This window comes from Kitasatospora sp. NPDC085895 (genome assembly GCF_040702125.1).
In the GTDB taxonomy this organism is placed as follows: Bacteria; Actinomycetota; Actinomycetes; order Streptomycetales; family Streptomycetaceae; genus Kitasatospora; species Kitasatospora arboriphila.
The window spans coordinates 58,267-80,965 of the sequence record NZ_JBFBJY010000029.1 but is presented as its reverse complement, the minus strand read 5'-3'; the positions used below and the strand labels follow the sequence as shown (position 1 = coordinate 80,965).

The 22,699-nt window shown below is 74.6% G+C and carries 18 protein-coding genes and 2 pseudogenes; 5 read left to right on the top strand and 15 right to left on the bottom strand.

What is annotated here, in order from left to right; genetic code table 11:
• Window positions 1–23 precede the first annotated feature (23 nt).
• Entirely contained in the window at window positions 24–812 is a 789-nt protein-coding gene (locus tag AB0442_RS19725; RefSeq protein ID WP_366164233.1) for a gamma-glutamyl-gamma-aminobutyrate hydrolase family protein, read from the bottom strand.
• Between the two features lie 269 nt (window positions 813–1,081).
• On the opposite strand from AB0442_RS19725, the gene AB0442_RS19720 reads away from it, so the two are divergent.
• Window positions 1,082–2,101 (top strand): LysR substrate-binding domain-containing protein, encoded by a 1,020-nt coding sequence (locus AB0442_RS19720; RefSeq protein ID WP_366164232.1) that lies wholly within the window; start codon window positions 1,082–1,084, stop codon window positions 2,099–2,101.
• Between the two features lie 801 nt (window positions 2,102–2,902).
• Here AB0442_RS19720 and AB0442_RS19715 read toward each other — a convergent pair.
• The 10 genes and pseudogenes from AB0442_RS19715 to dacB all read right to left on the bottom strand — a co-directional run bounded on the left by AB0442_RS19715 (window position 2,903) and on the right by dacB (window position 13,582).
• Window positions 2,903–3,139: a hypothetical protein gene (locus AB0442_RS19715; RefSeq protein WP_366164231.1), complete on the bottom strand. Its 237-nt coding sequence runs from the start codon at window positions 3,137–3,139 to the stop codon at window positions 2,903–2,905.
• Window positions 3,140–3,416: 277 nt separating this feature from the next.
• A pseudogene (locus tag AB0442_RS19710) lies at window positions 3,417–4,606 on the bottom strand (IS3 family transposase).
• Between the two features lie 166 nt (window positions 4,607–4,772).
• Window positions 4,773–5,025: pseudogene (locus AB0442_RS19705) on the bottom strand (ISL3 family transposase); the annotation flags it as partial.
• A gap of 224 nt (window positions 5,026–5,249) precedes the next feature.
• Window positions 5,250–6,572 carry a M20/M25/M40 family metallo-hydrolase gene (locus AB0442_RS19700; RefSeq protein ID WP_366164230.1) on the bottom strand — a complete coding sequence of 441 codons (1,323 nt, stop codon included), beginning with the start codon at window positions 6,570–6,572 and terminating at the stop codon, window positions 5,250–5,252.
• A gap of 83 nt (window positions 6,573–6,655) precedes the next feature.
• Complete coding sequence (locus AB0442_RS19695) at window positions 6,656–7,489, bottom strand: M55 family metallopeptidase (protein WP_366164229.1); 834 nt, start codon at window positions 7,487–7,489, stop codon at window positions 6,656–6,658.
• A complete protein-coding gene (locus AB0442_RS19690; protein ID WP_366164228.1) occupies window positions 7,477–8,451 on the bottom strand; it encodes an LD-carboxypeptidase in 975 nt (324 codons plus the stop codon). The genes AB0442_RS19695 and AB0442_RS19690 overlap by 13 nt, the downstream gene beginning before the upstream one ends.
• Window positions 8,452–8,458: 7 nt before the next feature.
• Window positions 8,459–9,415, bottom strand: coding sequence for an ABC transporter permease (locus AB0442_RS19685; protein ID WP_366164227.1), 957 nt, complete (start codon window positions 9,413–9,415; stop codon window positions 8,459–8,461).
• Window positions 9,405–10,334 carry an ABC transporter permease gene (locus AB0442_RS19680; RefSeq protein WP_366164226.1) on the bottom strand — a complete coding sequence of 310 codons (930 nt, stop codon included), beginning with the start codon at window positions 10,332–10,334 and terminating at the stop codon, window positions 9,405–9,407. Before AB0442_RS19680 ends, AB0442_RS19685 begins: the two co-directional genes overlap by 11 nt.
• 45 nt (window positions 10,335–10,379) lie before the next feature.
• A complete protein-coding gene (locus tag AB0442_RS19675) occupies window positions 10,380–12,011 on the bottom strand; it encodes an ABC transporter substrate-binding protein (RefSeq protein WP_366164225.1) in 1,632 nt (543 codons plus the stop codon).
• Window positions 12,005–13,582: a D-alanyl-D-alanine carboxypeptidase/D-alanyl-D-alanine-endopeptidase gene (gene dacB, locus AB0442_RS19670; protein WP_366164224.1), complete on the bottom strand. Its 1,578-nt coding sequence runs from the start codon at window positions 13,580–13,582 to the stop codon at window positions 12,005–12,007. Before dacB ends, AB0442_RS19675 begins: the two co-directional genes overlap by 7 nt.
• Before the next feature lie 193 nt (window positions 13,583–13,775).
• Here dacB and AB0442_RS19665 point away from each other — a divergent pair, with 193 nt between their 5' ends.
• On the top strand, window positions 13,776–15,281 hold the full coding sequence (locus AB0442_RS19665) for a family 10 glycosylhydrolase (RefSeq protein WP_366164223.1): 1,506 nt from the start codon (window positions 13,776–13,778) through the stop codon (window positions 15,279–15,281).
• Between the two features lie 3 nt (window positions 15,282–15,284).
• On the opposite strand, the gene AB0442_RS19660 is transcribed toward AB0442_RS19665, so the two are convergent.
• Entirely contained in the window at window positions 15,285–15,857 is a 573-nt protein-coding gene (locus AB0442_RS19660; protein WP_366164222.1) for an AAA family ATPase, read from the bottom strand.
• A 99-nt stretch (window positions 15,858–15,956) separates the two neighbouring features.
• Between AB0442_RS19660 and AB0442_RS19655 the strand changes: the two genes are divergently transcribed.
• A complete protein-coding gene (locus AB0442_RS19655) occupies window positions 15,957–16,964 on the top strand; it encodes a hypothetical protein (protein ID WP_366164221.1) in 1,008 nt (335 codons plus the stop codon).
• 45 nt (window positions 16,965–17,009) lie between these two features.
• On the opposite strand, the gene AB0442_RS19650 is transcribed toward AB0442_RS19655, so the two are convergent.
• A complete protein-coding gene (locus AB0442_RS19650) occupies window positions 17,010–17,510 on the bottom strand; it encodes a hypothetical protein (RefSeq protein WP_366164220.1) in 501 nt (166 codons plus the stop codon).
• Between the two features lie 110 nt (window positions 17,511–17,620).
• On the opposite strand from AB0442_RS19650, the gene AB0442_RS19645 reads away from it, so the two are divergent.
• Complete coding sequence (locus AB0442_RS19645; protein WP_366164219.1) at window positions 17,621–17,902, top strand: hypothetical protein; 282 nt, start codon at window positions 17,621–17,623, stop codon at window positions 17,900–17,902.
• A gap of 4 nt (window positions 17,903–17,906) precedes the next feature.
• On the opposite strand, the gene AB0442_RS19640 is transcribed toward AB0442_RS19645, so the two are convergent.
• Complete coding sequence (locus AB0442_RS19640) at window positions 17,907–19,832, bottom strand: cellulase family glycosylhydrolase (protein ID WP_366164218.1); 1,926 nt, start codon at window positions 19,830–19,832, stop codon at window positions 17,907–17,909.
• 420 nt (window positions 19,833–20,252) lie between these two features.
• On the opposite strand from AB0442_RS19640, the gene AB0442_RS19635 reads away from it, so the two are divergent.
• Window positions 20,253–20,597 carry a hypothetical protein gene (locus AB0442_RS19635; RefSeq protein ID WP_366164217.1) on the top strand — a complete coding sequence of 115 codons (345 nt, stop codon included), beginning with the start codon at window positions 20,253–20,255 and terminating at the stop codon, window positions 20,595–20,597.
• Window positions 20,598–20,687: 90 nt separating this feature from the next.
• On the opposite strand, the gene AB0442_RS19630 is transcribed toward AB0442_RS19635, so the two are convergent.
• A complete protein-coding gene (locus tag AB0442_RS19630; RefSeq protein WP_366164216.1) occupies window positions 20,688–22,664 on the bottom strand; it encodes an acyl-CoA dehydrogenase family protein in 1,977 nt (658 codons plus the stop codon).
• Between the last annotated feature and the right edge of the window lie 35 nt (window positions 22,665–22,699).

The following is a 22,699-nucleotide window of genomic DNA, read 5'->3' as shown; positions in this document are numbered from 1 at the left end:
TTGGACGGTAGGGCCGGGCGGTGTCAAGACACCGGCGCCGACACCGCGGCGGGTGGCGAACCGGGCCGGGTGCCGGCCTTCCGCCCGGCGGTGCGACCGGGAACGGCGTTCGCGGCGGACCCCGCGGCGGCCACCAGGGCGTGCACCACCGCCGACCGGAAGGCCGTCTCGGGGTGCCACTGCACGCCGACGGCGAAGCGGTGGCGGTTGCTCTCGATCGCCTCGACGGTGCCGTCCGCCGCACGGGCGCCCACGACCAGGCCCGCGCCGAGGGACGCCACCGCCTGATGGTGGTGCGTGGCGACCTGGCTGGTCCCCGGAAGGAGCGCGCCGATCCGCGTCCCCGGCACCGTGGTGACGGCATGGGCGGCGAAGTGGCCCCCGTGCGGGTTGTGCCCGTGGTGGCCGACCTCGTCCGGCAGGTGCTGCACGAGGGTGCCGCCCGCGTGGACGTTCATCAACTGCATTCCCCGGCACACTCCGAGCACCGGGATGTCCCGTGCAAGGGCGGCGGCCAGCACGGCGCGCTCCCACCGGTCGCGTTCGCGGACAGGCGGTCCCGTGCGGGGGTGCGGCTGCGCCCCGTACAGGGCGGGATCCAGGTCCTCGCCGCCGGTCAGCACGACCGCGTCCAGCCGCGCGACGAGATCGGCGGCTGCCTCCGGCGCGGCCGGCGGCAGCAGGACGGTGCTGCCGCCGGCCGCCTGGAAGCAGCTGACGTACGCGGCGGGCAGCAGCGCGGCGGGCAGTTCCCACTCCCCCCACCGGGCGTCGGTGAGGTAGGTGGTGAGTCCGATGAGTGGCGTGGGCATACCACGTCCTTTCAGGTCCTGGAGTCGATCACCGGCGGCCGCCGCATCCCGAGCCCGCCCGGCGGACGCGCCGTGAACGGTCGGTCCGTGCAGGAGGCGGCGCACGTCCTCCTGCGGGCGCACCGATCCGCCCGAGGACGGGAAGGGGGAAGGGCGCGGACCCGGTGTCGGGGTCTTGCGCATCCGGGCCGCGAGCAAGAATCCTGCTGCCGTTCCTGCTTAAGCACAAGAAAAGACGTCTTTGCGACAGATAAGTGAGCCTTAACTCCGTGCAGAGCCTCGACCCCCGGCTGCTCGCCACCCTCGAAGCCGTGGTCCGCCACGGCTCCTTCAACGCCGCCGCACGCGAGCTGGGCTACAGCGCCCCCGCAGTCTCGCAACAGATCGCCGAACTCGAACGTCGCGCCGGCCTCCGGGTGATCGAGCGCCGCCCCGTACGCGCCACCCCTGCGGGCGTGGTCCTCCTCGACGCCGAACAGCGCGTGCGGAGCGCGTGGGCGGCGGCATCCGTGGAACTCGACGCCCTGCGTGCCGGTACGGGCGGACGGATCCGGCTCGGTGCCTTCGCCTCCGCCGCCGCCGGCATCGTCCCGCCGGCGCTGGCGCAGCTCCAGACGACGTACCCTGACGTACAGGTGAGCCTCTCCCAGGTGGAACCCGAAGCCGGCTACAGCCGGCTCAGGCGCGGAGACATGGACCTGGCCCTCTGCTACGACTACGACTTCATTCCGCTGCCGCCGCCCCGGACGCTGCGCCGCACGCCGGTCGCACGAGACCCGGTCGTCGCGGTGGTCCCGGCCGGCCACCACCTGGCCGACCGGGACGTCATCGACCTGGCCGGCCTCGCGTCCGAGACCTGGATCGCGGCTCCCGAGGCCGCGCTGCGCCTCGAACTGCTCGCCCAGATGGCCAGGACACCAGGTTTCCAGGCCCGCCTGGCCTACGACGGCGACGACTTCAACACCGTGCTCGGCTTCGTGGCCGCCGGCTTGTGCGTCGCCGTCATGCCGCAGCTGGCCGTGCCCGCGGGTGTCGCCCGGGTCGTGGCACGCCCCCTCGCCGACCCGGGGCTGACACGCTTCATCTACACCGTCCGCATCGACACCCGGCACGCCCCCCGTGCCCTGCTGACCCTGGAAGAGATGCTCGCCGAGCAGTCGCTGGCCGCCCTCGCACGAGGGCCGGGCAGCGCCTCGACGGGTCCGGCCCGCCGAGGTGAGAAGCCGGCGCCGGCCGCCGGTTCGCTCCGCCCCCGACCCGAGGGGCCGGCGCACTCCCGCCCGGCGTGACCGTCGCCGCTCAGCGCCGCGGCCGTGTCTGCCGGGCTTCGGCCGGCCGGTCCGCGCGCCCGGGGGCAGGCCGCGCGGGCGGAGGCGGGCGGGCTGCCTGGCAGGCGGCGCGGGCCTAGCGTCGGCAGCAGCGACGAGAGCGCGGCTTCGCCTGGACAGGGGTGGTGGAGGTGACGCGATGGACGGGCGCGGGGCAGGCCCGACCGGCCTGGGCGAGGTGCACGGGACACTGTGCGAGACATCGGACGCCGAGGGTCGGTGGCGCTGATGGCCGAGGTGTAAAGTGCGGGGCTGCGGGTGAGCGGGGTGCCCGATGGAACGGTGCTCCGGCACGAGCACCGTGACGCGGGACTGTTCGCTGTGGACCATGTGGTCGGGGGCCCGGGTCGCCCAAGCCGGCCCAGCCGCGGCGCGGCCGTGTTCGGCGTTGCGCCGCCGGTGATCGGGGCGCGGGCGGGTATCAGTGGCGTATGGCAGCCTCACCGCCCGTATCCCGGACCGTCCGGCTCGCCCTGCTCGCCGCCCTCGCCGCGGCGGGCACCTCCTGCACCAGCACCACCGCGCCTGCCACGGGTGGGGCCGCGGCCGGCACCGCACTGCCCTCTCCCCCGGCCGCAGCGTCCGGGCCCGCGCGGGCCGGCGGGGTACTGGCCGGGCCCGCAGCCCTCCCCCGCCGCCCTCGCCCGCAGCGAACTCGCCGCCCTGCCGGTCGCCGCGACAGCCGCGATCAGCGTCTACGACCGGGCCTTGTCCGGACGCGGCGCATGCGGTGGTTCCCCATAGTTCGGCCGTGTGGTCGTGTCACGAGCCTCCGTCGGCCTGGTGCCGGGCCTCGATGGCCTTGCCGGTGTTCGCGAAGGCCTTCGAGAGGTGTCGCTTGCCGATGGTGCCGACGACCACGCCGAGCACGCGTCCCTTGAGGTTCTTGCCCTCGCGGATCACGACGGCGTCCACCTCGGTCGTCCCGTCGGCCTTCGGCGTGAACGTGTACGTGTGGCCCGACTTGCCGCCCCAGACGTTGGAGTCGGTGGTCGTCATGACGACGCGGTGAGGATCGGACCAGTCGTAGTGCAGCCGTTCCCAGATTCCCGCGGAGCCCTCGGTGACGTCGGCCTCGTGCGGTCCCGGTCGTGCACCTCGAGGTACTTGTCGGCACTGTTGCCGAAGAGCTCCGAGCGTCCCGGCCCGAAGTCGGTGAGCCCGGCGACGAACTCCTCGGGTGTTGCGGCGATCGTCTGATGCAGATGAATCGTGGACATGAGCGCTCCTTGCGTGAGCAGGCTGAGCCTTCCCCCGGGACATGGACACCGGAGTTTCATGCGGCGAGGGTGATCTTACGGGTTGCCGCTGTCTGCTGTTCGAACTGAATCGGGCTGAGGTAGCCGAGCGTGGAGTGACGCCGGCGGAGGTTGTAGAAGGAGATCCAGCGGAACACGTCCAGTCTCACCTGATGCCGACTGGCCCATCGCACTCCGTGCATCAACTCCCGCTTGAGTGAGGCGAAGAAGCTCTCCGCGGCGGCATTGTCGTAGCTGGAGCCGACCTTTCCCATGCTTCGCCGGACACCGTGCTGCCGGCAGACTCTCGCGAACTCGGCCGAGCCGTATTGCGACCCCTCTGTCCGAGTGAAAGATCACGCCATCGACTCGGCCGCCGCGGGTCGCCACCGCGGCCTCCAGCGCATCGGCGACCAGCCAGGTGCGCATGTGGTCGGCCGGCGACCAGCCCACCAGGCGGCGCGAGTGCAGGTCGATGACGGTGGCCCAGTACATCCAGGAGCCGCCGACCGGCAGATACGTGATGTCGCCGACCACCGGGAATCGGGCTCCGCCGCCGTGAAGTCGCGTCCGATCAGGTCCGGCACGGGCGGCGCGCTCCGGTCCGGGATCGTCGTTCGGCAGCGTTTGCGCAGGTGGCGGCCGATGATGCCATGCTCGCGCATCAGGCGTGCTATCCGTTTACGGTTGACCACCCAGCCCCGGGCCCGCAGTTCGGCGTGCACCCTTGGCACCCCGTAGACGCCCTGCGTCTCCTGGTGGACTGCGCGGATCTCGCGCATGAGTGCAGTCTCGGCCGCTGCCCGGTCGGCGCGGGCCCGGGCACCGGCCCGCCAGACGTAGCACCCGGAACGAGCGACGCCCAGGACCTCGCACAACCGCTGGACGCCGAACTCGGCGGCATGGGTGGAGATGAAGTCCCAGCGGCGGGCCCATACTTCATCTCCCGCGCGAAATAGGCCGCTGCCCGGCGCAGGATCTCCTTCTCGGCCTGCCACTCCCGCTCGGCCTTTCGCAACCGCGCAAGCCCGGCCCGCTCCTCGGCGTTCAGGCCCTGGCTGGTCGAGACCGGCTCGGCGTCGGCGGCCCGTACCCAGTTCCGCAGGGTCTCGTGGTTGACCCCGATCTCCTTCGCGACGGCCGCGAACGTGCGCCGGCCCTCCGAGGCCCGGTACAAGGCGACGGCATCACGACGGAACTCGTCCGAGTACTTCGACGGACGTCCCATCTGGACTTCCCTTCGTGGATCTACAAGATCCAAGTGTCAGGGTGTCCACGTCACGGGGCAAAGCTCACCGCTAAGCTCACCCTCGCCGCGTGACAACCAACCGCGTGTCCATCTTCACGGGCGAAGGCCCCTCGATGAGTTCCCCCAGCAGTGCGGCGTCCTTGTCGCGCAGACTCTCGGGGCGGCTGAGGAGGAGCCGCGCGAAGCGCTGCGGGTGGTGACGGGCTTGTCATCCTCGGTGCGGCCCTGGGTGATGTAGCGGACCAGGAGGTTCGTGCTGCCGGTGTGGCCCAGTTCCTTGATCTCGCGCAGGAGGTGGGCAACCGGCACCGCGGGATCCTCGGCCCGACGCCGGCGCAGGCGGTCGCGGTGGGATCGATCAGTGTGGGCTTGTAGTGGGGTGCCCGGCGGGTGCGGTCCCGCAGCAGGCCGGGGACTTGCTGCGTGGTGCCGTCGTCCTCCCGCTTCCCGTAGTGGTCGCAGACCGTCTTGCAGGGCGGGAAGTCGTACGGCAGGTGCTCCTACGGGATGCCGGTCCGATTGACGTCGGGGAACGCGTCCACGATCCCGCAGGTCATGGACGCGGACCACCGCCCCGGACACTCGTCCGGGAGAAGCCGCCTGGAACCCGGATCAGACGCCCTCAGTAGCTCCCGAGGAAGCGGTCCAGGACGCGGACGCCGAAGGCCAGGCCGTCGACGGGGACGCGTTCGTCCACGCCGTGGAACATCGTCGGATAGTCGAGTTCCGGGTCGAGCAGCAGGGGTGCGAAGCCGTAGCAGGTGATGCCCAGGCGGTTGAAGGTCTTGGCGTCGGTGCCGCCGGACATCAGGTACGGCACCGGGTGGCCGGCCGGGTCCTCGGCGCGCACGGCGGCGGCCATCGCGGCGAACGCCGGTCCCGTGTGGTCGGCCGCGACGGCCTCCTCCAGGTTGATGAACTCCCGGGTCACGCCCGGCCCGAGGAGCCGCTCGACGGTCTCCAGGTACTCGTCCCGGGTGCCGGGCAGGAACCGCCCGTCGACCTGGGCGTGCGCACTGCCGGGCACCACGTTCACCTTCTGCCCGGCCCGCAGCACGGTGGGCACCGCCGAGTTCCGCACGGTGTGGGCGAACAGCGCGCCCGCCCGGCCGAGTCGGGCCGCCTCCGCCTCCAGCCGCTCCCGGTCGATCCGGGTCCCGAGGACCCCCTCCAGCTCGGTGATCAGCGCCTCCACCGGCGGGGTGAGGCGGACCGGCCAGGCGTGCGCGGCGAGCCGGGACAGCCCGTGCACCAGGGTGGCGACGGCGTTGTCCGCGCCGGCCCGGGAACCGTGCCCGGCGGTGCCGGTGGCGGTCAGCCGCATCCAGGCGGTGCAGCGCTCGCCGACCGCCACCGGATAGAGCCGCCGCTCCCCCGCCGTCCCACCCGCGGGCACCGAGTACCCGCCGGACTCGCCGATCGCCTCGGTGCAGCCCTCGAACCACTCCCGGTGCCGCTCGGCCGCGAAGCGGGCGCCGTACTCGCCGGTCGACTCCTCGTCCGCGAGGAAGGCGAGCACCAGGTCCCGGCGCGGCCGCCGCCCGGTGCGGGCCCAGTCCCGGACGAGGGCCAGGGTCATCGCCAGGGTGCCCTTCATGTCGACCGCGCCCCGGCCCCACAGGCAGCCGTCGGCGAGTTCGCCGGAGAGCGGGTGGTGCGTCCAGTCCTCGGCGGCGAAGGGCACGGTGTCCAGGTGGCCGTGGACGAGCAGCGGCGGCAGCGTGCGGTCGGTGCCGGCCACCCGGGCGAGGACGTTCGCCCGGCGCGGCGCGGACTCGGTGAGCAGCGGGTCGAGTCCGGCCTCGGCGAGCCGGGCGGCGACGTACTCCGCGGCGGCCCGCTCGCCCGGCCCGCTGCCGTCCCCGGGGTTCACGGTGTCGAGGCGCAGCAGGTCGTGGCAGAGGACCGCCGCGTCGGTGTCGAGTGCCTGCGGGCTGACGGTCACGGGGTCTCCCTCGTCGGGCAGGGGTCCATGGATGGTGTGTTCAAGGGCGCTGGGGGCACCACCCCGGCCCTCGAGGGCACTCGCTATCCGTACTGCTGCTCGGTGGCCGCGCGGGCGACCACGGTGCAGACCTTGAAGGTGCGGGCGGCCCGGGTGGCGCCGGGGGCGGTGTAGCCGACGGTGCACGGGCCGAGGAGTTCGACGGTGGGCACCGCGGCGACCGCCTCGGCCTGGTGGGTGGCGTGGAAGTCGATCTCGAAGCGGTGCGGGCCGGTGACGGGTTCGGGGCGGCCGAGCAGCCGGTGGTCGCGCACGGCGAGCTCGGCCCGGTCGCGGATCAGCGCGGCGCTGACGGCCGGCGGCAGGCAGACCGCCGCGTAGCGGCTGACGCACTCCTTGACGGCGGCGGTGCGGGCCTCGGGTGCCCAGGCTGCGGCGGCGGCGCAGGTGAGGTCGTCGCCGGTGACGAGGATGACGGGGACGCCGTGTTCGGCGGCGGTCAGGGCGTTCATGCGGCCTTCGTCGGCGTCCGTGCCGTCGATCCGGAAGCCGGTGAGTCCGGCGCCCAGGTAGGTGTGGGCGAGGACGCCGTTCGCGCCCGCGCCGGTGTGGTAGCCGAGGAGGACGACGGCGTCGGCGTCCTGGACGCCCTGCATCATGCCGAGCGGTTTGTGCCGGCCGATCAGCAGCTTCGCCCGCGGGTCGAGTTCCTCCAGCAGGACGTTCCGCTGGGTCTCGTGCGCCTCGTTGACCAGGACTTCTTCGGCGCCGCCGGCGAACAGTCCGGCGATGCAGGCGTTGACGTCGCCGGTGAGCAGCCGGCGCATCCGCTGCCAGGCGGGCGCGCCGGGTTCGACGTCCTCCGGCCAGGTGGTGCCGGTGGCGCCCTCCATGTCGGCGGAGATCAGGACGCGCACGCGGTCTCCTCGGCGGCCGGCCGGCCCGGGGCGGGGCGCGGGGCGAGCGGGGGTTCGAGCAGGGTGAGCACGCCGTCGCCGAGTTCGGCGGCGGTGCCGAGCGGGACGGTGAGCTGGAGCGGGCCGTGTCCGGCGGGCAGGCCGGCCGCGACGGGGATGCCGAGGCCGCCGAGCCGGTCGGCGAGGACGGCGCGGACCTCCTCCTCGGGCCCGCAGTCGGTGAAGTCGCCGAGCACGATGCCGGCGGCCCGGCCGAGCACGCCCGCACGGACCAGCTGGGTGAGGATGCGGTCCAGCCGGTACGGTTCCTCGCCGGTCTCCTCCAGCAGCAGCAGGCAGCCCTCGGGCGGCAGAGCGGTGGGGGTGCCGACGGAGGCGGCGAGCAGGCTGGCGTTGCCGCCGGCGAGCCGGCCGCGGGCGGTGCCGGGGACGAGCGCGCCGCCGGTGAGCGGCAGTTCGGTGACCTGCTCGGGGTGGAAGAGCACGGTGCGCAGGTGGTCGGCGCTGGCCGGGTTGTCGACCAGGGCGCCGGTGGCGGGCATCGGGGCGTGCAGGGTGCTGGTGCCGAGCCGGACGGCGAAGGCCTCGTGCAGGGCGGTGATGTCGCTGGAGCCGATCAGCAGGGCGGGTTCGGCGGCGGCGTCGATCGCCTTCCAGTCGACCAGGTCGACCATCCGCTGGGTGCCGTAGCCGCCGCGGGCGCAGAGGACGGCGCGGACGCCGGGGTCGGCGCAGGCCTCGGTGAGGTCGGCGGCGCGGTCCTCGTCGCGGCCGGCGAGGTGGCCGAGGTGGCTGTCGCGGACGTGCGGCAGCACCGTCACCTCCAGGCCCCAGGAGGCCAGCAGGGCGGTGCCGCGCTCCAGCAGGGCGGGGTCGGGCGGGCCGGCGGGTGCGGCGACGGCGACCCGGTCGCCGGGTCGCAGGGCCTGCGGCACCGTTCGGGGCCGGTCGTGGGTCGGCATGCGGACCTCATCTCAGCTTCGGGTCGTACGCGTCCCGGACGGCGTCGCCGAGCAGGATGAAGCTCAGCACGGTCGCCGACAGGAACAGCGCGGGGAAGGCGAGCAGGTGCGGGAAGTCGAGGACGTACGCCTGGGCCGCGTTCAGTTGCAGGCCCCAGGAGACCGCAGGGTACTGCAGACCGACGCCGAGGAAGTCCAACGTGGCCTCGCCGGAGATGACGTTCCCGACGTTCAGCATGGCGACCACCACCACGGGGGTGGCGGCGTTGGGCAGCAGGTGGCGGGTCATCAGCCGCAGCGGTCCGGCGCCGGTGGAGCGGGCGGCCTGCACGTAGTCGGCCTGTTTGAGGCCGATGACCTGGGCGCGCATCACCCGGGTCATGGTCGTCCAGCCGAGGGCGACGAGGACGAGGGTCATCGCGCCGAGGCCGTGGTCGGGGAAGGCGACCAGGACGACGGTGGCGCCGAGGACGAACGGCAGGCCGAAGAAGACGTCGGTGAGGCCGGAGAGCAGGGTGTCCACCCAGCCGCCGAAGAAGCCGGCCAGCATGCCGAGGAGCAGCGAGAGCAGCAGTGCCCCGGCGGTCACCGCGAGGCCGATGACCAGCGAGGGGCGGCTGCCGCGGACGACCTGGCCGAGGTAGTCGCAGCCCTGCAGGTCGAAGCCGAACGGGTGGTGCAGGCTGGGGCCGACCCGGGAGTCGGCGAGTTCGCAGCGGCCGCTGTCGTCGGTGAGCAGCGCGACGAACGGCGCGGGGAAGGCGGCCATCAGCGCCATCAGCAGCAGCACGCCGGTGCAGGCGAGGACGAGCGGGCGCCTGCGCAGGTCCCGCCAGGCGCCGGCGGAGGGGGACTCGCCGCGGCGGGGGCGCCGCTTCGGCGGCAGCGTGAGGTCCCGGACGGGCGCGGGCGGTGCCGGGGCGGGGGCCGGGGGCGGTGCGGGGGCCTGCGGGCTACCGGTCATGGCGGATCCTCGGGTCGAGCAGGCCGTACAGGACGTCGACGACCAGGTTGGCCAGGCAGTAGACCAGCACCAGGGCGGTGGTGATGCCGACCACGGTCGGTCCCTCGCGCAACTGGATGGCTTGGAAGACCTGTTGGCCGACGCCGGGCAGGTTGAAGACGTACTCGGTGACGACGGCGCCGGCCATCAGCGAGCCGAGTTCGATGCCGAGGAAGGTCACCACCGGGATCAGCGAGTTGCGCAGGGTGTGCCGGACGATCACCCGCCACCGGGGCAGGCCCTTGGCGCCGGCGGTGCGCACGTGGTCGGCGCGCAGGTTCTCCAGCAGGGAGGCGCGGGTGAGCCGGGCGACGTAGGCGACGCCGAAGGAGGCGAGGACGAGGCCGGGCAGCAGGTAGGCGGTCGGCCAGCCGTCCTCGGCGCCGGCCACCGGGAACCAGCCGAGCTTGACGCCGAGCAGCAGTTGGGCGAGGTAGCCGACGATGTACACCGGTACGGCGATCACCAGGGTGGTGCCGGCGAGCACCGCGTTGTCCGCCCAGCGGCCCTTGCGCAGCGCCGCCCAGACGCCGAGCGCGACGCCGAGGACGGTCTCCAGGAACCAGGCGGTGAGGCCGAGCCGCAGGGTGACCTGCCAGCGGCCGGCCAGGGTGTCGGCGACGGGTTCGCCGGTGAAGGTCCGGCCGAGGTCGCCGGTCAGCAGCCCGCCCAGGTACTTGGCGTACTGGACGACGAGCGGGTCGTCGAGGTGGTAGCGGCGGTGCAGTTCGGCGAGGACGGCGGCCGGCACCGGCCGGTCCCCGGCGAGGCCCTGGATCGGGTCGCCGGGCAGCACGAACACCATGGCGTGGATGAGGAAGGTGGTCGCCAGCAGTACGGGAACGGCGTACAGCAGGCGGCGGGCGATGTATCGGCCCATCGGCGGGCGCCCCCGGTTCGTGTGGTCGCGACGGTGGTCAGTGGCTCAGTGCCGCACGGTCACCTTCTCCAGGTGCAGGCCGGCGACGTACGGGTCGACCAGGACGTTGCCGATCCGGGGGCTCCAGGCGGTCTGGTCCTGCCAGTTCCAGAGCGGGATCAGCGGCAGCGCCCGGAGCGCGATCGACTCGGCCTCGTGGTAGTGCTGCTCGAACCCGGCGGCGTCCGGCGCCGCGTTTCCGAGCGCGAGCGCCCGGTCGAAGGCCGGGTCGGACCAGCCGGAGCGGTTGTCGGGGCCGAGCAGCCCGGCGAGGTAGTTCTGCACGCTCGGGTAGTCGGCCACCCAGTTCTGCCGGTACGGCCCGGTCGCCTTGCGGCCGTTGAGGATCGGGCCGAGGTCGGCACCGGACATCTTGCGGAAGGCGATGGAGCGGATGCCGAGGTTCTGCTTGAGCTCGTTGGCCACCGCGGTCATCCACTGCTCGTACGTGGGGTCGGAGTTGGCGAAGTACAGCTCCAGCGTGCCGGTGAAGCCACCGGCCCGGTCGAACAGCTCCTTGGCGCGCTCCGGCCGGTACTCGCAGGTCTCGCCGCAGGCTCCGGCCCGGTGGCCGGGGATCATCGCGGCGACCAGCGAGTCGGCGGGCGCGAACACCTCGTTGAAGATCGCCCGGGTGATGCCGCGGCGGTCGATCGCCATCGAAATGGCCTGCCGCAGCTCGGGCTTGGCGTAGCGGGTGTCCCAGAGCGGCAGGCCGAGGTAGTCCATGGTGCCACTGGGCCGCACCGAGTACCGCTTGCCGAAGGTGCGCTTCGCCTCGTAGGCCCGGGCGGGCGGCACGCTGGCCATGAAGTCGACGTGTCCGGCCCGCAGTTCGGTGAAGGCGGTGTCCTTGCTGGTGAAGATCCGGAAGTGCACGCCGTCGGCGGTGGCCGGGCGCGGCCCGGTGTAGTCCTCGGCGCGGCGCAGGTCGATCCGCTGCTGGTGCCGCCAGTCGGCGTCCATCGCGAACGGGCCGTTGCCGACCGGGTGCAGGTCGTACCCGGCCGGGTCGGTGAAGGCGGCCTTCGGCAGCGGTGCGAACGCGGGGAAGGCGAGCAGCATCGGGAACTGGCTGAACGGTGCCCCGAGGGTGACCTTCAGGGTGGTGTCGTCGACCACCTCCAGGCCGGACAGCCGGTCGGTCGGGGGCTTGGCGCCGTCCGCCGGGTTGAGGGCGGCGTAGCCGTCGATCTGGCTGAAGTACCCGTTGGCCTCCCAGCCGTTGGGCCCGTACGCGGCCGCGTTCCAGGCGTCGGCGTAGCTGGCCGCGGTGACCGGCTCGCCGTTGTGGAAGCGGGCGCCGGGCCGGAAGTGCAGTGTCCAGACCCGCTGGTCGTCGGTGCTGATCGACTCGGCGGCGAGCGGCACCGCGTGGCCGTCCGAGGGGTCCAGGGCGAGCGGGGTGTCGAACAGCCCCTCCAGCACCTGGAGGGAGTAACTGCTGGTCGTACGGCCGGGGGTGAGGTGGTCCGGCTCGGTGAGGGCGACGGTGAACGTCCCGCCGGGCACGTCCGGGACGGGCCCGAGGTCCTCGTCCGGGCGGCGGACGCAGCCCGCGGCGGCCGTCCCGGTGACGGCGAGCAGCGCGAGGGCGAGCAGCGCGGCGGGCAGCCGGCCGGTGCGGCCCGTCAGCACCGGGCCTCCACCAGGCAGGCGGTCTCCCAGTCCCGGTCCGGCGTCCCGGCCGGTGTCTCGGCCCGCGGGGCGGTACGGACGGTGGCGGCCGAACCCCCGGCCAGCCGGACGGCGAACGCGTCGATCACCGAACGGGGGCTGCTGCCCGCGAAGTTGTTGACCAGGACGGCGAAGGCGAGGGTGCGCCCGTCGGCCCGCTCGGCGTAGCCCGTCAGGGCGTCCACCCCCGTCATCGAGCCGGTCTTGGCGTGCACCCGGCCCTCGGCGGCGGTGCCGCGCATCCGGTCGGTGAGGGTGCCGCCGACGGCGCGCCGGGCGTCCCCGGCCACCGGCAGCGCCTGGTACCAGGTGGCGAACCAGGGCCGGGTGCGGGCGTACGCCAGCAGCGCGGTGAGCCGGGAGGCGGTCAGCAGGTTGTGCCGGGACAGCCCGGAGCCGTCCACCTGCCGGGCCTCGGTGGGCTCCAGGCCCGCCCGGTGCAGGAAGCCGTTCACCTGGTCGGTGCCGGAGGCCCAGCTGCCGCTGCCGGCCCGCACCCGGCCGATCTCCTTCACCAGGTGCTCGGCGATGCCGTTGTTGCTGAGCTTCAGGAAGGGCGCCATCAGGGCCGAGACCGGCGCCGAGTCGTGGGCGGCAAGGACGGCCGCGCCGGCCGGCGCCCGGCCCTCGCGGGGCGCGCCCTGCACCGTGACCCCGTGCCGGGCCAGGGCGGCGGCGAACACGTCGGCGGCCACCAGCGCCGGGGAGTCCACGGCGATCCACTCCTCGCTCGGGCCGCCGCCCGCCGGGACGCTGCCGGAGAGCAGCAGCTCGTTGCCGCCGGGCCTGCGGTCGACCACGGCGGTGCGGGCGCTGCCGGCCGCGCCGGTCGCCACCCGGCCGGTGAACCGGACGGGCGCCTCGGCGGGGACGACCCGCACCGCGGCGGGCTGCCCGGACGCCTCCCCGGGGGTCAGCACGACCCGGACGGTGCCCGGGTCGTAGTCGGTGTCGGTGGTGAGGGTCAGCGCGGAGATCTGCGGGCTGTAGTACGCCGCCTGGTCGTCCCACGACCAGCTGGGACCGAGCGGCACGTCGTCCCAGCGGCTCGCGTCGGCCAGCAGGGCGCCGCCGACCTCCGTCACCCCGGCGGCGGCCACCGCGGCGGCCAGCGCGTCGAGGTCGGCCGGCAGCAGCGTCGGGTCGCCGCCGCCGCGCAGCACCAGGTCGCCGTCGATCCGGCCGCCGGTGCGCGGGCCGGCGGCGAGCACCTCGGTGGTGAAGCGGTGGTCGGGGCCGAGCAGTTCGAGGGCGGCCGCCGCGGTCACCGTCTTCTGGGTGGAGGCGGGCAGCAGCAGCGCGCCGGGCGTCCGCCGGTACAGCACCTCGCCGGTGGCCGCATCGGTGACCAGCGCGGACACCTGGGCACCGGTCAGCGCCCGGTCGGCGAACAGCGCGTCCAGGTCGGAGCCGAGGCTCCGGGCGGCGGCGGACGTCCCCGCGCCGCTGCCGGGTGCCGCCCCCGCGGGCAGCAGCGCGGCGAGCACGACGGCGAGCGGCACCGCCAGCAGCCGGACGGGCACAGTGAGCACGGTGTTGCCTCCCGAGGAGTGGAGCCGGGCACCACCTTCTCCCCGATCGGACGTCAGAAGTCGCCGTTGGCACGGTGGTCGGCGACAATTCACCCCGCAATTCCCCCGTGCGGAGGACGCCGACGGCGCGGTGCCGCGACACCGCCCGCCCCGGGCGGTGAGAGTGGCACCACCCTCACCCCCGGGAGCCGCCATGCCGCCGCGTCCGTCCCGCCGGCTCTTCCTGGGCGGCCTCGGTGCGCTGACCCTGACCGCCGCGGCACGGCCGGCCACGGCCGCCGCCGGGGCGCCGCCGCGGCGGCTGCGCGGCGTCTGGATCGCGACGGTCGACCGCATCGACTGGCCCCCCGCGCCCGGCCTCCCCGAGGCGCAGCTGCGCGCCTCGTACGACGACCTGCTCGACTCCGCGGCGGCGGCCGGCGCCAACGCGGTGTTCGTGCAGGTCCGGCCGACCGCGGACGCCTTCTGGCCCTCCTGGTACGAGCCCTGGTCGCAGTGGCTGACCGGCGTCCAGGGGCAGGACCCGGGCTGGGACCCGATGCGCTTCCTGGTCGACGCCGCACACGCCCGCGGCCTCGCCTTCCACGCCTGGTTCAACCCGTACCGGATCGCCCAGCACGACGACCCCGCACGGCTCGCCGCCGACCACCCGGCCCGCCGCCACCCCGAGTGGGCGGTCCCCTACGGCGGGCGCCTCTACTACGACCCCGGCGTCCCCGCCGCCCGTGCCTTCGTCGAACAGGCGATCCTGGACGCGGTGGCCCGCTACCAGGTCGACGGCGTCCACCTCGACGACTACTTCTACCCCTACCCCGTCGCCGGCCGGCCCTTCCCCGACCACGCCTCCTTCGCCGCGTACGGCGGGACCACCACCGACCGGGCGGCCTGGCGGCGGCGCAACGTCGACCTGCTGATCCGCGAACTGCGCGACCTGGTACGGGCGGTGCGGCCCGAGGCGGCCTTCGGCGTCAGCCCGTTCGGCATCTGGCGCAACGCCGCGACCGACCCGCGCGGATCGGCCACCGCCGCCTTCCAGTCCTACGACGGGCTCTACGCCGACTCGCTGGGCTGGGTGCAGGACGGCCTGCTCGACTACGTCGCCCCACAGTTGTACTGGCACCTCGGCCACCCGCAGGCCGACTACGGCACCCTCGCCCGCTGGTGGGCCGCCAGGACGGCCGGTCGCGACACCCTGCTCTGGACCGGCCAGGCCGCCTACCGCGTGGGCGCCCCGGGCGAGGCCCCGGCGTGGCAGGACCCGGCCGAACTCTCCCGCCACCTCGACCTGGACGCCACGCTGCCGCAGATCGGCGGCCAGATCCTGTTCAGCGCCCACAACGTCCGCACCGACCCGATCGGCGCCGTCGCCCGCCTCACCGCCGACCACTGGCACCGCCCCGCCCTGCCCCCGCTGCTGCCACGGCTCGCTGGCGGCACTCCCCCGGCCGCGCCCGTCCTGACCGCGGCGGACGGCACCCTGCGCATCACCCCCGGCGGCCCGCCGCCGTTCCGCTACGCCGTCCACCGCCTCCCGCAAGCACCCGGCGACCGCCCGCACCTCACCGTGGACACCCTGGCGGCCTGCCTGCCCGCCACCGACTGCATCCGGCCCCTGCCACTCCCGACCGGCCGGTACACGGCCACCGCCCTCGACCGCGCGGGCCGGGAGAGCCGCCCGGCGACAGCGGTCCGGGTGTAGGGCTCAGACCGTGCCCCCACGGCCCGTCAGGTACCTTCCGCGGAGGCGACTGAACGCCGTCGGCGTGGGACGCCGCGGCAGGAACTCCTTGATCCGCTCCGCGCACGCCCGGGGGCTCGCCGCGGCGGTGTCGCACTCCAGGTCGTAGTCGCCGTGCCGGTGCACCAGCCCGTACTGGTGCACCGCGAGGCCCGGCGGCCGGTCGCCCCGGTCCCGTTCGCGGCGGGCCAGTTCGTCCGGCGGGCAGTGGACGCCGACGAACAGCACGTCCTCCGGCGGCAGCACGGCGAGGCAGTCGAGCAGCCGCCACTCCTCGCTCAGCACGTGGTCCACGACGACGTCGTTGCCCGCACCCGCCATGGCCGCGATCGAGCGGTGGAAGCCCTCCCTGGTGCGGCGCAGCGCGGCTGCGAGTTCGGCCTCGCCGAGTTCCCGCTTGGTGCGCATGGCGTTGAAGCCGTCGACCGCCAGGTGGAAGAAGACCCCGTCGTCGAGGATCTCCAGGAGCTCGCGCGCGATGCTGGACTTGCCGGAGCTGGACGTGCCGTTGAGGAAGATGATCCGACCGGTTGCCATGCCGACATGATCACATGGGGTGCGCGCCGGGTTACGGGGTTCCGGGACGCCGCACCCGGTGACCGGGCCGCCCGGGCGCAGCCGTCGTACGGTGGAGCGGTGAGTGCCGAGAAGCCCCGGCCCTCGCCGCAGGCGTCCCAGGTGCCCCGGCGGGCGGTGCTGCTCGGCCTGGCCGGGGTGGCCCTGGGGGCCTGCACCAGCAGCCGGACGGCCACCGGCTCCGCCTCCCCGGCCGCGCCGGCCGGCCCGTCCGTGTCCGCGACCCCCTCGGAGAGCTCCTCCACGGCGCTCCCGGCCACCGCCCCGTGGCAACCGGGCCCCGGTGAGATCGATCCGGACGTGAAGCTGCGGGCGACCCAGCTGGTCGAAGCGCTCGGCGCCTGGCCCGCCGGCGGACAGGGCCTGGCCGCCGCCCGCGAACGGGTCCGGGCGCTCGGCCTCGACCCCTCGCTCGCCGACCAGGCCGGACCGCTGCTCGGCACCGCCCCGCAGGCCGTCCTGCAGGTCGTCAACGCCCAGTGGGGCGGGCACCTCACCGACTCCGCCAGCGTGATGGTCCCCTGTCGGCAGTGGACCACCGAGGGTTCGGGCGGCACCACCGTCGACGTGCGGCTGGTCAGGGCGCAGCCGCGCTGGAACGTCACGGCCCTGCACCCGGCGGAGCCGGCACCGCCCGCCGCCGCCCTCTCCGACGCGGCGCAGCGGGTGCTGGCCGAACCGCGGATCCAGTTGCCGCCGGCCGCGGTCGCGGACGTCCGCGGGGGCGGCGTGCACGAGAGCGTCCTCGCCTCGATGCTGACGCTGGCCGGGCGGTACTCGTACGCGGTGACCGTGCTGCGCTCGGGGCATCCCGTCGACGTGTTCGGCACCTCCCGGCCGAGCGACCATCCGCCGGGGCGGGCCTTCGACGTCTGGCGGATCGACGGCCACGAGGTGGTCGACCCGGCGACCCCGCACGACCTGGTCGACGGCTTCATGCGCGCTGCGGCGGCGAGCGGCTCCTACAACGTCGGCGGCCCGCGCCGGCTCTCCGGCGGGACCACCCCCAACCAGTTCTTCACCGACGACGCCCACCACGACCACGTCCACGTCGGCTTCCGCAGCTGACGGCCGGGCATCCCCGGGGCCTGCTGCGCAGGCGGCGGTCGGCCGTCAGGGAGCGGCGAGCCTGCGGAGCCGGTCCGCAGCCGTGTTCCTGGTCTTCCGGGCGGCCCCGTGGTCGGCGAGGGCGCCGAGCAGCGCGGGCGACCGCGAGGTGTCCGCGACCTTCCGCTGGAGCCAGAGGCCCCCGGCCAGCACGGTCGCGACCGAGCCCTCCGGGTCGGCCTCCGCGCGCTTGACCAGGGCCCACTGCCCGATCCTCGCCTGCAGGTGGGCGAAGTCCGGTGCCTGTCCGGCGAGGACGCCGACCCGGTCGGCGAAGGCCTCCGCCGTGGCGACGTCCGGTGCCAGTCGGTCGACGTGCCACACCAGCGTGGACTCGGCCATCGCCGCGTCCTGGTCCCGGACGACGATCTCCACGATCCGTTCCTCGTCGGCCGACGAGGGGCGGGCCGCCAGGCACTCCTGGTAGAGCCAGTACCGGACGTGCTCGTCCTCCGCCCAGCCCTCGTCCGGCTCGGCCCGTCCCACGAGGCCGGACAGCCATCGCACGTCGCTCTCCCGAATCATCGTCGCCCGCCCGTCTGCCGCCCGTCCGCGTCCGCCTCGCCGCTGTCGCCCGGCCGACGATATCCGGTGGACGGCGCTGCGACACTGGCCGCATGGACGACCGCGACGGGACCGCGCACCTGGAGTGGTGGGCCAACCCGGAGACCTGTCTCGGCCGGGTGGCCGTCCGTCTCGGCGCGGTCTCCACGGCCGGCGGAGCGTGGCGGTGCGAGGCGCTGCTCGCCCCTCCCCTGTCGGCGGCCGACCGGGAGGGGCTCGACTTCCTGATGGCGGTCCATCCGGTGTTCACGCTGCGGCGCGGCGCGGGCACCGTCGAGGTCCGGGTCGACCGTGCCGGGACGGACGACGGACTCGTGCTCACGGCAGTGCCGTAGCGGTTCAGGAGAGCGGGCGGCAGAGCAGCGCGTCCGGGGTTCCGGAGGAGCCGATGCGGGTGGTGAAGGCGAGGCCGGCGGCGTACTCGGTGGGGGCGCACTGGCCCTTGTAGGCGCCGTGGGCGAATTCGCCGCCGGGGTCGGCGGACGGGCGGTTGTCGCCGCGGTCGAACCAGACCGTGCGGGTGCCGGTGCCCAGCGGGCGGCGGGCCGTGGCGCAGAGGACGGCCGAGACCCGGGAGCCGCGCAGGCTGTAGCCGATCAGGTACTGGCCCTGCGCGCACTGGTACTTGGTGTAGCCGGAGGCCCAGTCGCCGCCCGCCGGGACGTTGTGTTCGTCGCGGACGACGACGGCCTCGCCGGTGGCGGCCCGCAGGTCGCCGCCGGTCGCGGTGTCGGTGCACAGGCCGCGGCCGCCGGTGTGGGCGACGCCGGCGAGGCGCTCCCCGTCGGGGCAGACGGCCTTGCGGGCTCCGCCGTCCCAGTCTCCGGCGGCGCGCACCCGCAGGGACTGCACGGCGTCGGCGTGGTCGGTGGTCAGCATGTGCCAGGAGTCGGCGGCCGACACCGGCCCCGTGAGGCCCGGGGCTGCGGCGAGACGGTTCCAGGCGTCGGCGCGCCAGTCCGTGCCGTCCAGCAGGCCCGAGCGGCTACCGGCGGCGGTGTACCGGAGGAGGGCCCAACTGTCGCCTCGGCCGGGGTCGTTCCAGCCGACCAGCGGCCAGTAGGCGAAGTCGGTGTCGAGGGCGGCCAGGCGGTCGGTGAAGTTGCCGAACCAGGTCCGCGGCGCCGCCGCGCCCTCGTCCGCGCCGATGCCGAACTCGCTGACCCAGACGGGGGCGGTGAAGTGCTGCCCGTTCTCGGCGGCGACGTAGAGGGCCTGCTGGTCGAGGACCCGGTGGAGCTCGTCACGGCTCAGGTCCTGGTAGCGGGCGTCGTGGGTCTCGCCGAGGCCAGTGGCGCCGCTGTGGTTCGGGCCGGTGTAGCCGTAGAAGTGCGCCGAGTAGACCAGTTTGTGGGAGGCGACCAGGGTGTGCGAGAGGGTGCGGACGGGGGTGAGGGTGGGGCGGCCATGCGGCAGGCCGTCGGCGGGGATGCCCGTCCAGTTGATGCCCTCGACCACGATCAGCAGGTCCGGGCTGCCCTCGGCGAGGATGCGGTCCCCGGCGTGCTGGGCGGCGGCGTACCAGTCGTGGGCGTCGCCGAGGCCCCAGTTGGGGTCGTCGAGGTAGTCGCGGCGGACCTCGTTGTAGAGGTCGGCGCCGACCACCCGCTTGTTGTCGCGGTAGCGCCGGGCCATGAACACCCAGTCGTCCTCCCACTGCGCGGTGGACTGGCTGCTGTTCCAGCGTTCGTTGCCGTCCAGGCCGCAGCACCAACGGGTGGTGTTGGTGTGGTTGTTGAGGATCACCGCGAAGCCGTCCGCGGTGAGCGCGCGCACCACGGCGTCGTAGACCTGCAGCGGGGTGAGGCCGCGCAGTTGCGGGTTGGCCGCGACGGCGTCGTCGGGCACCGGCGCGGTGGTGCGGATCATCTCGTTGGAGAAGGGCAGCCGGATGCTGTTGAGCCCGAGGCGGTGGAAGTCCGCCATCAGGGTCGGCAGTTGGGCGCGGTCGAGGCCGAGCGGGATGCCGTGGGAGTCCTGGCCGCTGTGGTGGTTGGCCGGGTCGGCGGCGCTGCCGGATCCCGTCCAGGAGCCCTGGGCGCCGTCCCAGTTGCCGGCCCGGAGCTTGAAGCGGGCACCGGTGGCGTCGACGATGTAGCGGCCCCGGGTGGAGAGCGGCGCCGTCCATTCGGCGGAGAGGCTGGAGGCCGCCGCGCCGGCGGCGGTCGCCGGGGCGGCGGACGGGGCTGCCGAGGCCGCGGGCGCGACGAGGAGCGCGGCCGGGAGGGCGAGCGTCAGTGCGGTGCGGAGGAGGAGCCGGATCATCGGGCCTGCCCGGGTGTCGAGAGTGTCGGATTCATGCCAACGCGGCGTCGGCAGAGCCGAGTTACCCGACGGTAGAGCGGTTGAACCGCCGCCGGCCGGCTCCTGTCGCTGCTGGGTTTCGCGGCCGGACTCTCCGCCACGCTCTTCCTGACCGAGATCCTCTGGCTCGGAGGTTCGGCCGGCACCGGGCCACCGACGTCCAGAGGGTTCGTCCTCGGCGGGCTCGCCTGGTTCCTGGCCGCAGCCTGTACGGAAGTCCCGCTGCTCGTCGGACTGGTGCTCGGCCGGGCCCTGCGCTACTCCTGCGAAGCCCGGTGGCAGCGCCCGACAGCCGCTCGGGACGCCACCGGCTCTGCCGGATCGGGTCCCTGGCAACGCCACAGGTGGACGCGCCCGGCGCTCTGGACGGTCGGCTCGGCCGTGTCCATGTGGCTGCCCTGGTTCTTCGGCATGGAGGACATGGCGGGCGCCTCGATCATGCTGACGCTGCTCCTGCTCGCCGTCCCCGCTGCGCTCCTCGGATGGTCCGTCGCCCGCCACGGCGAGTGGCTCCCGCTGGCGGTGGCACTCGTCGGAGGAGCGGTGGCGACGCCCCTCAGCCTGATGCCGAGGTCCGTGGGCGTCGCAGCGGGCGACCAGGGGCCCGGTACGGGCGAGGTCTTCCTCGATCTCGTCCTTGTCGCCGGACTGATCACAGGCCTTCCCATGGCCGCGGGCGCGGTGGCGGGCGCACTGGTCAGGCGTTTCCGGCCGAAGACTCCGTGACGACGTACGGCGCGATCACGCGGTGGAGCAGCTCACCGTCCATGGGTGCCGCACCGACCACTGTGGCACCGCCCGTGATCGGCCGGACGACTACCGGCCGGCGAGTTCCGCGAGGCGCGCCGAGCCGGCGGTGTGCCAGAGGGTGGCGGGGGTGGCGAGGCGGACGGCTTCGGTGCGGGTGAGGCGGTAGTGGAGGTGCAGGGGGGTGGCCGCGGTGAGGCCGCGGACGCCCGCGGTGTGGACGGCGGTGCGGACGGCCTCCAGGGCGGTTTCCGCGGCGGTGGCCAGGGCCTCGGCGGCGGACCGCGCGAGCAGGGTCTCGGGGGCGCCGGAGTCGGCCAGGGCGGCGGCGCGGCGGACGAGCAGGCGGCCCGCCTCGATCCGGACGAGCTGGCGGGCGAGCGGCAGGGCGACGCCCTGCCACTGGGCCAGCGGACGGCCGAACTGTTCGCGGCGGTGGCTGAGCCCGATGGCCTCGCCGGTGGCGCCGGCGGCCAGGCCGAGCAGGTGGGCGGCCTGCCGGATCCGCTGCCGGGCGGTGGCGGGGCCGGTCGGCGGGAGGGTCGGCGCGGGCAGTGGCGTTCCGGCGCAGGCGGCCTCCGCGGCGGGGCCGACGGCGTCCGGGTCGAGCAGGTCGAGGGCGGCGGCGGTGTCCAGGTAGGGGCCGCGGAGGGCGGCCCGTCCGAGTTCCTCGGCGACGACGGTGGCGGCGGCGAGGCCGAGGTCGAGTCCGCCCGCCTCGGCGGGCACCTCGAAGAGCGGGGCGCCGAGTTCGGTGAGGGCGGGCCAGGAGGGGCAGTCGGGGCCGTCCTCGGCGGGTGCGTCGTGGACTCCGGGCCGGGGCCTCTCGGTGACCGCCCGGTCGAGCAGTTTCCGTACGGCTTGCCGGAGTTGCTGTTGCAGGAGGTCGTCGCCCGGGTCGAGGGCGCCGGCTCCGGCGACGACCTGGAGCATCACCTCGGAGGTGCCGGCCGAGAGGGTGAGTCCGGGTGCTTCCCGGTAGCCGGCCTCCAGGCCGGGGTCGGTGCCGGGCGTCGAGAGGCCGTGGGCGGCGGCCCAGCCGGCGATCTCCTGGGCGAGTTCGCTGGTGTAGTACTTGGCGGCGGCCGAGAGCGGTTCGTCCACCTCGGCGGTGTGACCTCCGCCGTCCGCGGGGGCGAGGACCCCGGCGGTGAGGCGGGCGGCGAAGAGGGCGGCGGCGTCGACGGCGGCGCCGTACCGGGCGATCTCCTCGGACCGGTCGAGGCCCTGCACCAGGACGGCCCGGTACCAGCGTTCGGCCTTCAACGCGTAGTCCAGGCCGGTGCGTTCGACGGCGAGCGCCTGGGTGAGCAGCGGCCAGCCCTGGTGTTCGGTGCCGACCAGCGCGTCGGCGCCGACGCGGACGCCGCGCAGCTCCACCTGGTGGAACCGTTCGTCGGCGAGGCCGGGGATCACGCTGCGGTGCACCCCCTCCGCCGCGAGGTCGACCAGGAAGAGGCTGATGCCGTGGTAGCGGCCGTCGGCCGGGCCGGTGCGGGCGGCGCACAGGCCGAGGTGGGTGCGGTCGCTCTTCAGGCTGAACACCTTGGTGCCGTCCAGCCGCCAGCCGTCCGCGGGCCCCGACGCGGTGTCCCGGACGGCGGTGGTGCGCAGGGCGGCCAGGTCGGAGCCGGTCTCGGGCTCGGTGTAGAGCACGCTGGCGAAGCGCTCGCCGGCGGCGATGGCGGGCAGGTGTGCGGCCTTCTGTTCGGGGGTGCCCGCCATCAGCAGGAACAGGCCGACGATCTGGACGGTGTTGACGTGCAGGGTGTCGGGGACGCCGGCCCGGACGAGTTCCTCGTAGAGCGCGGCGGCCTCGGCGCGGCCGAGGCCGCGACCGCCGTACTCGACGGGCCAGTCGGGGGCGAGCAGCCCTTGGCGGCCGAGTTCGCGGTAGAGCGGCCGCTCGTCGGCGTCCGGTCCCGGGGCGGCGCGCCAGGCGTCGAGGGCGGCCCGCACGGCGGGGCCGGCGAGCCGCTCGCGGACGTCGCGGCGGAAGACGTCGAGCCCGTCGGCGGTGGGCGGGTGGCCCGTCGAGTGGTCCATCTGGTGCTCCTCCGGGGGGCTCGGACGACTGGCGG

Coding starts and splice junctions, on each gene's coding strand:
- AB0442_RS19725 (WP_366164233.1), bottom strand. CDS start 812: ATGCCCACGCCACTCATCGGACTCACCACCTACCTCACCGACGCCCGG.
- AB0442_RS19715 (WP_366164231.1), bottom strand. CDS start 3,139: ATGACGACCACCGACTCCAACGTCTGGGGCGGCAAGTCGGGCCACACG.
- AB0442_RS19690 (WP_366164228.1), bottom strand. CDS start 8,451: ATGCCGACCCACGACCGGCCCCGAACGGTGCCGCAGGCCCTGCGACCC.
- AB0442_RS19685 (WP_366164227.1), bottom strand. CDS start 9,415: ATGACCGGTAGCCCGCAGGCCCCCGCACCGCCCCCGGCCCCCGCCCCG.
- AB0442_RS19680 (WP_366164226.1), bottom strand. CDS start 10,334: ATGGGCCGATACATCGCCCGCCGCCTGCTGTACGCCGTTCCCGTACTG.
- AB0442_RS19665 (WP_366164223.1), top strand. CDS start 13,776: ATGCCGCCGCGTCCGTCCCGCCGGCTCTTCCTGGGCGGCCTCGGTGCG.
- AB0442_RS19660 (WP_366164222.1), bottom strand. CDS start 15,857: ATGGCAACCGGTCGGATCATCTTCCTCAACGGCACGTCCAGCTCCGGC.
- AB0442_RS19645 (WP_366164219.1), top strand. CDS start 17,621: ATGGACGACCGCGACGGGACCGCGCACCTGGAGTGGTGGGCCAACCCG.
- AB0442_RS19640 (WP_366164218.1), bottom strand. CDS start 19,832: ATGATCCGGCTCCTCCTCCGCACCGCACTGACGCTCGCCCTCCCGGCC.
- AB0442_RS19630 (WP_366164216.1), bottom strand. CDS start 22,664: ATGGACCACTCGACGGGCCACCCGCCCACCGCCGACGGGCTCGACGTC.